Source organism: Marinobacter sp. SBS5 (assembly GCF_048285575.1).
GTDB lineage: Bacteria > Pseudomonadota > Gammaproteobacteria > Pseudomonadales > Oleiphilaceae > Marinobacter.
The window spans coordinates 312407-325491 of sequence record NZ_JBLWAZ010000002.1 but is presented as its reverse complement, the minus strand read 5'-3'; the positions used below and the strand labels follow the sequence as shown (position 1 = coordinate 325491).

Here is a 13085-nt window from a genome sequence, read left to right as displayed (position 1 = left end):
GGGGTTTTTTCATTTCTGGAATTTGATCTCTGATCTGATCCCAGGTTAACGCCGAATCACGGCTATCTATATTGAGCTAGAGGGTTATTCTTAAGGCGATATGGGAAGCAGCCAGTGACATCAACACGCAGGCCTTTCTGATTTGCTGGAGCTTGTTCCGGCTTCTATAGAAACCGCACAGTCTGTATCGGTGAACTATAAGGGGGGCTCAGAAATCTACAGGCCAAGAAAGGACTGGCCTGTAGATTCGAGACTTTCTTTGAACTTTCAGTGCAACCGAGTAGTCCTGCTTGCGTTACTTTGCTTGTTTCAAGAGCTTGTTCACCAACGCTCTTAATGCGGCAGGCTTAACAGGTTTATACAGAATCTGATAACCACGGTTAATGGCGTCTTCACGAACCTCCGGCGCCATATAGCCGGTAATCAACATGCCCGGGATATCATTTCCAAGTTCCGCACGTACGCTATCCATTGCATCCAGACCGTTCCGGTTGTCGTCCAGTTGGTAGTCTGCGAGGATGATGTCCGGTTTTCGCCCGTTCAACTTTGCGAGTGCGGTTTCCAGGCTCTCGGCAGCCGTGACATCACATTTCCAGTTACCAAGTAGGGCGACCATCCCTTGTAGAATCGCAGCATCATTATCAATGCAAAGCACGTGTAAGCCACCAAGGCTTGATACGCGCCTTGAGACGTTTTGGCTGCGGTTCATTTCGGTGCGTTTTGTTTCCGCCGGGACAAGAGGAACCGTGATGCCGAAAACGCTGCCTTTACCTTGTATGGATTGGACCGTTACCGGGTGGTTCAGCATGCCGCTGATACGGTCGACGATAGCGAGCCCAAGTCCGAGCCCTTTCTTGTCTTGACCGTGCTGGAAGCGACGAAATTCTTCAAAAATGTGTGTTAATTGCTCTTCGGACATACCGGGACCGGTATCCCAGATCTCGATCCGCAGGTACCCGTTCAGGCGCCTGCATCCCATCAGGATGCGTCCGCTATCGCAATAACGGATAGCATTGGACAGGAAGTTCTGAACCGCCCGCCTCAACAGTTTTCCATCAGACCGGACCCAAGCAGAGCTGGGCACTACATGGAGCTCCAGGCCCTGATCTTTTGCTATGGCAGAAAACTCTGTTGCAAGATGACTTAGAAGGTCATTGACCGGAAATACGGTAATGTCGGGTTCCAGTGCGCCGGCATCGAGTTTTGATATGTCCAGCAATGTGCTGATGATCTCTTCTGCCGCTCCCAGGGAACTGTCGATATGCTGAATGAGTTCCGAGGTTTCGCCGTCTACCGCTTTTCCTGATAGAGCAGAGGTAAATAACCGCGCTGCGTTCAATGGTTGCAATAGGTCGTGGCTGGCTGCTGCCAGAAACCGTGTCTTACTCTGGTTAGCCTGCTCTGCAACCGACTTGGCTTTGAGCATCTGTTCGTTGATTACCTGAAGTTCCTGAGTCCGTTCGCGTACGCGCTGTTCCAGATAGATATTCGTTTCCTTAAGCGCCTGTTCGGTGCGCCGCATCGGAGTGATGTCCTGGAAGGTGGTGACATAGCCACCGCCGGGGATCGGGCTGCCATCGATACGCACAACAGTTCCATCGGGCCGCTGACGTTCGTACGACATGGGTTCGCCTTCACGCATGCTGGCACAGCGGTCCTCGATGATTTCATCAATGCGACGGGCTGACAGGTTGGCGTTCATCAGGTTGTAGCGCATCAGATCTTCAACGGGGCGCCCAACCCTGACATAGCCTTTTGGATAACTGAACAGTTCTTGATAGCGTTGGTTCCAGACCACCAGTTGTTGCTGGTGATTGACGACCGAGACGCCCAAACTGATGTTCTCAATGGCCGATTGCAGAAGTTCCCGGCTGAAGGTCATGGCCTGCGACGCTTCGTCAACGATGCTGACCACGTCTTCAATCTGCATGTCCCGGCCGGTCAGGGTGGACTCAAGAACTACCCGTGCGGTGGATGCACCGATTACCGATGCCAGCTGCCGTTCAATGTATTTTCTGAGGTGCGTTGAGGCTTCGCGGTGAGGGTATAACCGAATCGCGTTGCGGCGCTCATAGTTATGGAACACGCTTTCTGAACGCTCTTCGCCCATAAACCGGTCAGTCAGCGCCTGAAGATCCGAAATCAACACTTCGCCCTGCCAACCTTGATTGGTCGGGTTATCATGCCGTGGGTCAAATTCCTGAAAAAACGCGGCAAGCTGAATCTTTTCCCGGATACGTTGGCGGGTTACCAGAGAGAGCAGTATATAGGCAGCTGTGTTGAGCCCAAGGCTCCAAAGGATGCCGTGGGTCATTTGATCTAATTCTGAACCGAATAGGGCGGTTGGCCGTGTCCAGTTCCAGCCAAACAGGCCTTGATTGATTAATCCGTCATTAACCCAGCCAGTTGAAACCAGCGCCGGTAACAGCAGGGTGTAACACCACACGGTGAAGCCCAGGCCGAGCCCCCAGATAGCGCCTGTAGCGTTGCCACGGCGCCAGAGAATGCCGCCCACCAGAGCAGGTCCGAACTGCGCGGCGGCAGCGAATGAGAGTAAGCCGAAGGCGGTTAGACTGTAGTCTTCCCCCGCCATGCGGTAGAAGCCATAGGCGGTTAACAGGACGACGAAAATAGCAACGCGGCGAATGGTTAGCAGCAGGTAGCTCAGGTCCGCCCGGCGATTCATTCTGGGTCTGAAAAACCGTAAAAGCCCAGGCATGATGATTTCGTTGCTCACCATGGTTGATATGGCCACGGAGCATACAATGACCATCGCCGCTGCCGCAGAGCCGCCTCCGAGAAACGCGAGAATGGCGAGCCATTGTTCCCCGGCCATAATCGGAAGTTGCAGGATCACGATGTCGGGATTGTTGCCCAGACTGTCGGCATACAAAAGACCTGCCGCGGCAATTGGGATAACGAATGCTGTTGCGATGATCAAATAGACCGGCATCGCCCAGCGGGCAACTTCGAAATCTCGGGGATCTGCATTTTCAACCACCATAACGTGAAATTGTCTCGGCAGACAGACGATTGCCAGCATGGCCACCAAGGTTTGGGTGATAAACGCCGGTGCATCAAGACTCCCAGTGGTCAGGGTTTCTATGTAATTGGCGTCGGCTGCTTGCTGAAAAAGGTCACCGAAGCCATTAAACAAACCGTAGCCAACGAACAGTCCCACGGCGACGAAGGCGACCAATTTGATCAACGATTCGAAGGCAATAGCTTGAATCATCCCCCGGTGATGCTCGGTGGATTCGAGATGTCGCGTTCCGAAAAGTACCGTGAAAACGGCGAGGGTGAGGGTGATATACCAGGCTGAATCGTTCCAGGCCGTGCTTAGCTCCGGTAGCGAGTGGCCATTATCTGACAGAACAGTGAAACCAAGGGCTATGGCTTTGAGTTGCAGGGCTATGTAGGGAACGCTCCCGATCAGCGCGACCACGGCAACCATGGCAGCCAGCAATTGGGACTTTCCATACCGGGACGCGATGAAATCGGCGATGGAGGTGCTGTTGTTGCGTTTGCTGATGTGGATGATTCGGCGAAGCAGCGGGGCAAAAAAGAGAAAGACCAGAAGCGGGCCGAGATAGATCGGAGCAAAGCCGAAGCCTTCCTGGGTCGCGCGGCCAACGGCTCCGTAGAAGGTCCATGATGTAAAGTACACCGCCAGTGAAAGGCTGTAGATATGCGTGCGGGCCAAGGTATGGCTGTATAGCCCTGGATGTTTGTCGCCCGCCCAGGCGATCAAGAACAGTAGCGAGATGTAAGTGATCGAAATTAAAACAAGCAGCCAGGCACTAATCATGTATTGCTTCTATCCGCTCAGATCTATCAGGCGCCGCACACGGTGTTCAGCAGCGGGTCGTTGTTATTCAACAGTTTCAGGTTATCCACCCGAGGGCTTCCGTTGCTAGCCAATGGCACTAATTCTTGCGTTTGGCAATTGATCAGGTGGACGCGGTGGGAAACAGCGTCCGTCACCGTTTGTTCGAACCGATACAGTGTAAAGCGAACAATTTCTGAATCTGTAGTATCCCGCGCGATGCTTTCGACATCTACGGCTGTAAAGGCGGTGACGTAGGGAACCACAAAGGTCCATGGTCGGAAAAACAGCTGCTCACGCTCCGTATCGACAACCACAGCTTCGTCGGGTAACAGCGTTTGTTTGTGGTCGTACCAAGTGTATTCGCCATAAACCAGATAGACCAGCATGCCCAGCCCTGCAAAGACCGGAATAATCCATTTGGGCGCTTTCTTTGCCGTGATGGCGCGAATGCTCATTGCAATACCTGCAGCTCCTAGTCCGCAGAAAACCGTGGCGACAAAATTCCAAAACATAAAACGGTATCCTTAATAAAGAACGGGCTTCCTCATTGAGGAAGCCCGTTCGGTATCAACCTGTCATTGTAGACAACAAATCAGGTTGTCATGCAGTTAGTGGTCGTGGGCTGTACCGGCACCGCGTGGGTAACGGACGCTTTCGACCAGCTCCTGGATTTCAACCGGCGGTTCAGCCGTCACTTTGGATATTGCGAAGGCTACCGCAAAGTTGACGATGGCACCAACTGCACCAATGGACAGTGGGGAGATGCCCAGCACCCAGTTTTCAGGTGTGTCTGCCAAGGTGTTGGTGCCCGGGATGAACAGCCAACCTTTGTAGGTGAAGATGTACACCAGCGTAAAGGTCAGGCCTGACAACATACCTGAAATGGCGCCAACGTTATTTACCCGCTTGGAGAAGATACCCATCATCAGAGCCGGGAAGAGCGAAGCCGCTGCTATCCCGAACGCCAGAGCGACCACTTGGGCTGCGAAGCCCGGAGGGTTGGCGCCCAGCCAGGTGGCAACAACAATCGCAACCGCCATTGAGATTCGGGCAGCAAGCAACTCGCCCTTATCGCTGATGTTGGGGTTGAGTCTGCCTTTGATCAAGTCGTGACTCACAGCGGAGGATATTGCTAGCAAGAGGCCGGCGGCCGTAGACAGTGCTGCAGCCAAGCCGCCTGCTGCTATCAAGCCGATCACCCAGCCTGGCAGATTGGCAATTTCCGGATTGGCCAATACCAGGATGTCGTTGTTGACGACCATTTCGTTGCCCGCCCAACCACGCTCGGAAGCGGTAGCGGCGAAGTCAGCGTTTTTGTCGTTATACAACTGGATTCGGCCGTCGCTGTTTTTGTCCTCATAGGTGATCAAACCGGTTTCTTCCCAAGTGGCAATCCAGCCAGGACGCTGATCGTATTCGATCGGCTGGGCCTGCGTGCCTTCCGGGTAGATGGTTGTCATCAGGTTCAAGCGAGCCATAGAAGCCACGGCTGGCGCGGTCAGGTACAGCAGGGCAATGAAGACCAGTGCCCAGCCGCCGGACCAGCGTGCATCAGACACTTTCGGTACGGTGAAGAAACGGATGATGACATGAGGCAAACCGGCTGTACCGATCATCAGTGACAAGGTAAAGAGCACCATGTTCAGCTTGTTGTCGACATCTGCGGTGTACTGATTGAACCCGAGGTCGGTGATGACCTGATTTAATTTGGTCAGCAGCGGCAAGCCTGACTCGGTGTGAGTAGAGAACATACCTAGGCCTGGAATCGGGTTGCCGGTCAGTTGCAAGGAGATGAACACCGCCGGGATGGTGTAGGCAACGATCAGTACACAGTACTGTGCTACTTGAGTGTAAGTGATGCCTTTCATGCCACCGAGTACGGCGTAGATGAAAACGACAACGGCCGCGATCATTAAACCATTGGTCGCTTCAACTTCAAGGAAGCGAGAGAAAGCCACACCGGCACCGGCCATCTGACCGATGACGTAAGTAACCGAAGCGACGATCAAACAGATAACTGCAACCAAGCGAGCGTTGGAGCTGTAGTAGCGGTCACCGATGAACTCCGGGACGGTGAACTTGCCGAATTTACGCAAGTAGGGTGCCAGCAGCATGGCCAGCAGAACGTATCCGCCCGTCCAGCCCATCAGGAAGGTCGAGTTGGCATAGCCGCCAGCAGCGATGAGGCCCGCCATAGAGATGAAGGATGCCGCTGACATCCAGTCTGCGCCGATGGCCATACCGTTAGTGACCGGATGAACACCGCCACCGGCAACGTAGAAGTCACTGGTACTGCCTGCTTTTGCCCAAACGGCGATGCCGATGTATAGGAGGAAGGAGCCCCCAACGAATAGCAAGTTAATTGCAAATTGGCTCATGGGTGATTACTCCTCGTGTACGCCGAATTTTTCATCGATTTTATTCATGCGCCAGGCGTAGAAGAAAATCAGAATGATGAAAGTGATGATGGAACCTTGCTGGGCGAACCAGAAGCCTAGGTCGGTACCACCTACTTCAATGCCGGCAAGCATTGGGCGTAGGAGAATTGCAGCGCCATACGAAACCAGAGCCCAGATGATCAGGCTCCCGAAGATAAGGCGTAGATTTGCTTTCCAGTAGTTTTCAGCGTCGTAGCTATGTCCTGACATACACTTACTCCCATATTGTTTTTGTAGAGCTCGACTGGCGATCTTTTTGGGTAAAGCGGTTAGAGAAATTATTGTTCATAGTGTTTTTCTCTGACTTGTCGTCTTTTCTGACTTTACTCGTCAATGGTTTTATGGATATTGGCAAATGGTCTTATTAATACGGCCTCAAAGCCGCGCCAAGACAGGCTTTTCTGATGGCTCTGTGAAACTAAAATCTCTTCATCTTCTGTAAACGTCGCTGATAACGCAGCTTTTGAGAGAGATCTTTTAGTGTTTTTACACCTGACTTCTTGGCTGCGCTCAGTGCTATCAAAGTCAGTTCAGCGGTCACCATCGCATCGGCTGCCGCGTGATGCCGTTCACTAACTTCCAATCCGAAAAGGTCGGACCAATGATCCAGACCTCTGCCTTTCGGATCTGCTTTCGGGAAAAAAGCAGGCAATACCTCCGCAACATCCATCCACACGTGAGAAAGTGAATAGCCAAGTTGGGCCTTCAATGTTCGCTCAAGAAACCGCTTATCAAACTCCGCGTGATAGGCAAGGATTGGGTCTCCGTTCATCCACTCTAAGAGATGTAGCAAGGCTTCTTTTGTTTCCTGCCCCTGGGTTAGGGCTTCGGGACCAATACCGTGGATCAGCACAGTTTCGCGGATGTCCAGTTCGGGGCGCCGAAGAATCAGATCGAACTGGTCGTCCAGATGTATCGCGTCTTTTTCAATCGCTACGGCGCCGATGGCAATGACTTCATCCTTGGCGGTGTTGAGTCCAGTTGTTTCTAGATCGAGAACGATCAGGCGAGAACTGAAGAGATTCTGCTCACCAGCAGTTTTTGGTGTCGGCAGGTTTTCAGTATCGATGCCGGCGTTGGCGTTACGTTTTTCGAAAAACCATTGTTTAAGGTTCGAGAACATGGTGATGCCAAGGCCTATAGTTGGTATGCCAGTTCCAGTTTTTGCTGGAGCCGCTGAGCCTGACGGAAGGATTCTCTCAGGATGCGCCGGTCGAGAGGGTTAAGATCGTCCGGGTCGATATAGTTGGTTAGCGGTTCGTCGTTCGCCAGCATATCTTGATGCGCGCGCATTCGTATCGCTTGAATCAAACTGTAGGACTCTTTCCAAGCACCCGCATCTTTTTTGTCGAACACCCTCTTTTCAGCCAGCGCATCCAGGCGTTCCAGGGTGTTTGCTGCTTTGATGCCGTTAGCCAGAGCAAACACCCGGATCGATTCAACGAAGGGGGCCAACCCCTGGCGCTTCAAGTCCAGTACCTTCTTATTGTCGTCGTTCAGATAGCGGAAGGTGCGGAACATGGTGAGTGGCGGCTTACGCTGCAGAGCATTGCCGGCTAGCATTTTCTGAAATAGAGCGTTTTTTTGGATGCGTGCTAACACCTTGTCAAACAACCTTCTGAGCGGCTCATCCGGTCCATAAACCGCCCGCATATCCAAAAAGATGGAGGAGTAGACAAGGTTTTGAGGGGTAGAGGCATCGATAAATCGCTGAAACCAGTCATCCCATTCCGCCTCACTGAGACACAGCTTGGGGTTGCTGGCCATGATGTTGCCCTTGCACAGCGTGAAACCGCATTGGGCCAACTCATCGTTTACTTTGCGTGCAAAAGGCAGAAGTTTTTCGCGGGCCTGGTCTTCCGTCATGCCGTCCGGGGTATTGAACAATATGCCATTGTCCTGATCAGTCAGCAGGGTTTGTTCCTGTCGGCCTTCGCTGCCAAATGTCAGCCAGGTGAACGGGATGCCGGGGTTGTTCTTTTTTAGGTTTAGCTCCAGCACACGGCGTACCGTAACGTCGTTCAATGTAGTGATAATCTTAACGACCTGACCAGAATCGGCTCCGTGAGCGAGCATGGTATCCACCAGGCGAGATACATCGCTGCGCATGCTAATCAGCGTGCTCAAATGTGCAGCTGTGCTAATGGTTCGGGCAAGATGAACCAAATCCACACGTTGCAATGAAAACAGGTCGCGCTCAGAAACAACGCCGATTAAGCGGTTGTTGTCATCCACCACACACACGTGAGCAAAATGATGTTCAGCCATCAACATGGCGGCATCAAAAGCATCTTCTGTGGCCAATAAGCGGCATGGGTCTGGCGTCATCACTTGGCTGATCGGCGTGCTCAGTGAGTCCACCCCTTCGGCAATCAACATGCGTAAGTCGCGGAGCGTGAAAATCCCGGTTGGCTGTTGCTTGTCGTCAGTGACCACAATGCTGCCGACATTGTTCTCATGCATGCGGGCGACGGCTTTGTTAACGGGGAGGTCTGGCGTGCACACGATTGGAGTGCGCAGCGCGTAGCGCTCAAGCGGGGTGTCCAAACTGCTGCTGGAGCCGATGGAAGCCATGGCGGTTGATTGGATGCGCTGGTTTACCTGATCGAGCAGGCTGCTGACGCCGCGCAGGCAGAAATCCCGAAAAGGCTCGCTTTCCGCAAACAGGGTCACAAAGGCTTGGTGACCGATACTCAAGCAAAACGTATCGCCTGATGCCCTGTGCAGTGTGCGTGTGGGCCGTTCTCCAATGAGTGCTGCCAGTGGAAAGCATTCACCTTTGCTGATTTCGAACGTGGTTTCGGCACGATTATCTTTCTCGCTGTAGCGTTCACCTCGGATCCGGCCTTGCTTTACCACCCAGAAATCTTTGACCACACCTCCCTCAGGGGAGAGTACCTCTTCACCATCACTGAAAAACGTCAGTTTTGCGTTCTCAGCGAAATGGGCCAGATGCGGATCATCCATATTCGAGAAAGGAGCGTGCTCTCGTAAAAAGGTCATGATTGCGCGGGTATTTTGCGGAAGGGTGGTGTCCGGTGTGTCTGCAGTCATAGGGAGATCCGTCATGCTTGGCAGCGGGGCAGGTGCTTGTGGTGCCTCGTCATTATTGTTTGGCTGTCCGAAGTGTAGTTCAGTAACCGTGGGCGGCGCCCTACGATTTTCGTCCTAAATGAGCACGGGCTTTGCTTTATGGGATGCCGGTGCAGTGGTAGAGTCCCGTTACTCGTCAATCTGGATTCGTATGTGTTATGACCTCGAAAGATGAGCGCCTGGCTTTCCTTGAAGAAATGAAAGATGTGCGGCGCATACGTAAACCGAATCGTGCCGATGTGGTGGCACGCACGGAACTCACTCCCGGGCATTTGGTTCGCCAACAAGCCGCGGTAGAGGCACAGGTGCGTGATCTAAACCCGTTAACGGCTGATGTTGTCGAGCCACTAACGGCGCACGATGTCTTGAGTTGGCAACGGCCCGGGGTCCAGCATGGCGTGTTTAAAAAGCTCCGGTTGGGGCAGTACCCGATTGAGGCCAGGTTGGATTTGCACCGGATGACCGTCGAAGAGGCCCGAAAAGAGGTGTTCCAGTTCATCAATGATTGCGTAAATTACGGGCTGCGCTCGGTCATCGTTCTGCATGGTAAGGGAGAGCGCAATCCAGATGGCATTGCTCAACTGAAAAGCTATCTGGCGAAATGGTTGCCGGAGCTGGATTCGGTTCTGGCGTTTCATTCGGCGCAAAAGCGACATGGTGGTACCGGAGCTGTCTACGTGATGGTTCGTAAGAGCGATCATGAAAAACAGCAAAACAGAGAAGTTCACGGAGGCTCCTGAGCGTGGGCCGTATACCAACTGATGAGCATTCAACGAGGTGGCAGTGATGAATAAGCGTGCTTTGGCAATTATTGCAATGATGACCCTGTTCGCGCTGACGGGCTGTAAAGACCGGGTAATCTGGAACGACAACGGTAAAGTTGAAGAAGCCACCCAGAATCGTGAAGTCTGGGATTCTAACGGACAAATGGATTCTGGCGACCGAAAAATCTGGGTAGATAAAAGCGGTAACGAAGTCGTTAAGTAACGACTGTTAGCGGCCGGGTAAAAAAATAATACGGGAGTGGAAAATGGCGTTGAGCCTTACAGTAAATGACCAGCACTATAGTCTGGACGTAGAGCCTGATACCCCTTTGTTGTGGGTGTTGAGAGATGAACTGGGCCTTAAAGGAACCAAGTTTGGCTGCGGTGCCGGTCTGTGTGGTGCTTGCACCGTGCATGTTAACGGCCAGCCAACCCGCTCCTGTTCCACCCCGGTTGAGTACGTGGATGGCGCCAAGATAACCACCATTGAAGGGTTGTCTAAAGATGGCGAGCTTCACCCGCTACAAAAAGCCTGGGTGAAAGAAGGCGTCCCTCAGTGCGGTTACTGTCAGTCCGGTCAAATTATGACGGCTGCACATTTGTTGGCAAATACGCCAGCCCCGTCGCGGGAAGACATCGTGATGGCCATGACCGGCAATTTGTGCCGCTGTGGTACATACTCACGTATCGTTGCTGCTGTGGAATCTGTTGTGGATGGTGTTGGCCATTACGAGCCAGAGCAGGGAGGAGCCTGAGATGACGATGAATCGCCGCGACTTTATAAAAGTCAGTACTGCTGCCTCCGGTAGTCTGATGCTTGCCGTATCACTCCCCGGCTGCTCTACCATTAAAACCGGTTACGAAGAGGAAACCGGACAATGGTCGCCCGATATTTGGCTTGAGCTGACCACGAACGACGAAATTCTCTTTACTCTGGCCCGAGTGGAAATGGGGCAGGGTACTTACACCGGCTTAACCACACTGGTTGCCGAAGAGCTGGATGTTGACCCGGCTCGCATCAAAGTGAAGTTTGCGCCAGTAGCCCCTGAATATCGCAATCCCTTATTTGGCTTGCAGCTTACCGGTGGCAGCACCAGTGTTGCCACCAGCTGGCAACCGTTACGAGAAGCCGGTGGCTCTGCACGGCAAATGCTGGTGATGGCAGCGGCGCGTGTCTGGAAGGTGGAAGCTGCCGAGTGCAGTACTCAGGATGGCCGGGTTGTCCACCCAAATGGCATTGACTCGCTTCGTTACGGCCAGCTGGTTGAGCTGGCGGACAAAGAAATCATCCGCGGCGAAGTCGCTTTGAAGCCCCGTTCGGAATGGAAATACATCGGGCGCCAAGGTGGAAGGCTGGACACCGAAGCCAAGGCAACCGGTAAAGCCGTCTACGGGATCGATGTGGATCTGCCCGGAATGGTGTATGCGGTGATGACGCGTAGCCCGCGTTATGGCGGCAAAGCCATTGGTTTTAACCGCAACGAAGTACTTGCCTTGCCGGGAGTCTTGGATGCTTTCATCACCGAGCGTGGTGTTGCTGTCGTTGCTGATCGTTACTGGCGGGCGCGCAAGGCGCAGAATGCGTTGAACGTTGAATGGGACTTCTCTGAAGCGATCGACTTTAACTCCGATCAGGTTTTTGATGGTTACCGTGAGGCGGCCAACGAAGACTCCGGGGCGCAGGAGCGTTCTGACGGTGACTTCGAAGAAGCCGTTGAAAGTGCCAGTCGGGTAGTTGAGGCTGAATACGAGCAGCCCTACCTTGATCACGCGGCGATGGAGCCAATGAACGCGACGGCCTGGTACCGTGATGGCAGTATGGAAGTGTGGGTGCCGACTCAGGCCCCGGATCTGGCTCGGATTGCCGCAGCTCGGCACTCAAATCTGTCGCCTGGCGACGTCACCGTTCACACCACCTTTTTGGGTGGCGGCTTTGGCCGACGCCTGACCCAGGATTACGTTGAAGAAGTTGCCATCGTTGCCTACAAAGTAAAGAAGCCGGTCAAGCTGATTTGGTCCCGGGAAGAAGACGTTCGTCATGGCTTCTGGCGTCCGGCGATGTTGCACCGGATGAAAGCTAGTTTCAACGACAGCGAATTGACCGGTTGGGACCACCAGATTGTTGGCCCTCAGATTCTCGATTGGTATGTGCGTAATGCTGCACCCGCACAGTACCCTTGGGCGCCGAAGTTTCTCTACAGCACATTGGGCCGCGTAGGACTTATGGCTGAAGGGATTGCTACACCCAAAGACATCTCCGCTATTGAAGGGGCTATTGGATACCCTTATCAGGTTGAAAACGTCAGCGTTCGTCATACCCACACTGACCCGGGTGTGCCAATCACCTGGTGGCGTTCTGTAGGTTATTCGCATAACGGTTTTGCAGTTGAGACCTTTATGGACGAATTGGCACATGAGGCTGGGGAAGATCCACTGCAGTTCCGCAGAAAGCTGCTGGCTAATGAGCCTCGGCATCTTGCTGTGCTTGAGCGGGCGGCCGAGTTGGCGGGCTGGGGAACACCTGTGGTGGAAGGCCGAGCTCGGGGTATTGCCTTGTTCAAGTCGTTCGGCACGTACGTCGCCCAGGTCGTTGAGGCCAGCATCCAGCACGGTGAAATTCAGGTTCATAAAGTAACCTGTAGCGTCGATTGTGGTCAGGTGGTAAATCCACGAGTGGTCGAGGATCAGATTTCTGGTGGTATCCTGTTTGGACTGAGCGCCGCCCTGTTCGGAGAAATCACCTTCAAGAACGGGGAAGTTCAGCAGAGCAACTTCCACGACTCGCGCGTGGTGCGCATGCATCAGGTGCCAGAAGTGGTGGTAGATATTGTCGACAGCGACATTGCGCCGACCGGTGTTGGTGAGCCGGGCGTACCGCCGGTGATTCCAGCATTGGGGAACGCCTTGTTCGCGTTGACCGGAAAACGGCAGCGGAGGTTGCCGCTGACCGCTGGATAAAGC

10 protein-coding genes are annotated in these 13085 nt (G+C 53.4%); 4 read left to right on the top strand and 6 right to left on the bottom strand.

Features of this window, described 5'->3' with window-relative positions; all coding sequences use genetic code 11:
- Nucleotides 1-295: 295 nt before the first annotated feature.
- The 6 genes from ACNQ6O_RS07080 to ACNQ6O_RS07055 all read right to left on the bottom strand — a co-directional run bounded on the left by ACNQ6O_RS07080 (nt 296) and on the right by ACNQ6O_RS07055 (nt 9321).
- Nucleotides 296-3808 carry a NahK/ErcS family hybrid sensor histidine kinase/response regulator gene (locus tag ACNQ6O_RS07080; RefSeq protein ID WP_418052534.1) on the bottom strand — a complete coding sequence of 1171 codons (3513 nt, stop codon included), beginning with the start codon at nt 3806-3808 and terminating at the stop codon, nt 296-298.
- 26 nt (nt 3809-3834) lie between these two features.
- Nucleotides 3835-4341, bottom strand: a complete 507-nt coding sequence (locus ACNQ6O_RS07075) for a hypothetical protein (protein ID WP_418052533.1) — start codon at nt 4339-4341, stop codon at nt 3835-3837.
- Nucleotides 4342-4437: 96 nt separating this feature from the next.
- The gene (locus tag ACNQ6O_RS07070) at nt 4438-6207 is read right to left on the bottom strand and encodes a sodium:solute symporter family protein (RefSeq protein ID WP_418052532.1); all 1770 of its coding nucleotides are present in this window, start codon (nt 6205-6207) and stop codon (nt 4438-4440) included.
- 6 nt (nt 6208-6213) lie between these two features.
- On the bottom strand, nt 6214-6477 hold the full coding sequence (locus ACNQ6O_RS07065) for a DUF4212 domain-containing protein (protein ID WP_114335750.1): 264 nt from the start codon (nt 6475-6477) through the stop codon (nt 6214-6216).
- A 208-nt stretch (nt 6478-6685) separates the two neighbouring features.
- Nucleotides 6686-7390, bottom strand: a complete 705-nt coding sequence (locus tag ACNQ6O_RS07060) for a PolC-type DNA polymerase III (RefSeq protein WP_418052531.1) — start codon at nt 7388-7390, stop codon at nt 6686-6688.
- Between the two features lie 14 nt (nt 7391-7404).
- Nucleotides 7405-9321: a DUF294 nucleotidyltransferase-like domain-containing protein gene (locus ACNQ6O_RS07055; RefSeq protein ID WP_418052530.1), complete on the bottom strand. Its 1917-nt coding sequence runs from the start codon at nt 9319-9321 to the stop codon at nt 7405-7407.
- 197 nt (nt 9322-9518) lie between these two features.
- On the opposite strand from ACNQ6O_RS07055, the gene smrA reads away from it, so the two are divergent.
- The 4 genes from smrA to ACNQ6O_RS07035 are packed head-to-tail and all read left to right on the top strand — an operon-like array spanning nt 9519 to nt 13082.
- The gene (gene smrA / locus ACNQ6O_RS07050) at nt 9519-10100 is read left to right on the top strand and encodes a DNA endonuclease SmrA (RefSeq protein ID WP_418052529.1); all 582 of its coding nucleotides are present in this window, start codon (nt 9519-9521) and stop codon (nt 10098-10100) included.
- Nucleotides 10101-10146: 46 nt separating this feature from the next.
- On the top strand, nt 10147-10347 hold the full coding sequence (locus ACNQ6O_RS07045) for a hypothetical protein (protein WP_418052528.1): 201 nt from the start codon (nt 10147-10149) through the stop codon (nt 10345-10347).
- A 43-nt stretch (nt 10348-10390) separates the two neighbouring features.
- Entirely contained in the window at nt 10391-10879 is a 489-nt protein-coding gene (locus ACNQ6O_RS07040; RefSeq protein WP_418052527.1) for a (2Fe-2S)-binding protein, read from the top strand.
- Nucleotide 10880: 1 nt separating this feature from the next.
- On the top strand, nt 10881-13082 hold the full coding sequence (locus tag ACNQ6O_RS07035) for a molybdopterin cofactor-binding domain-containing protein (RefSeq protein WP_418052526.1): 2202 nt from the start codon (nt 10881-10883) through the stop codon (nt 13080-13082).
- Nucleotides 13083-13085: the final 3 nt, after the last annotated feature.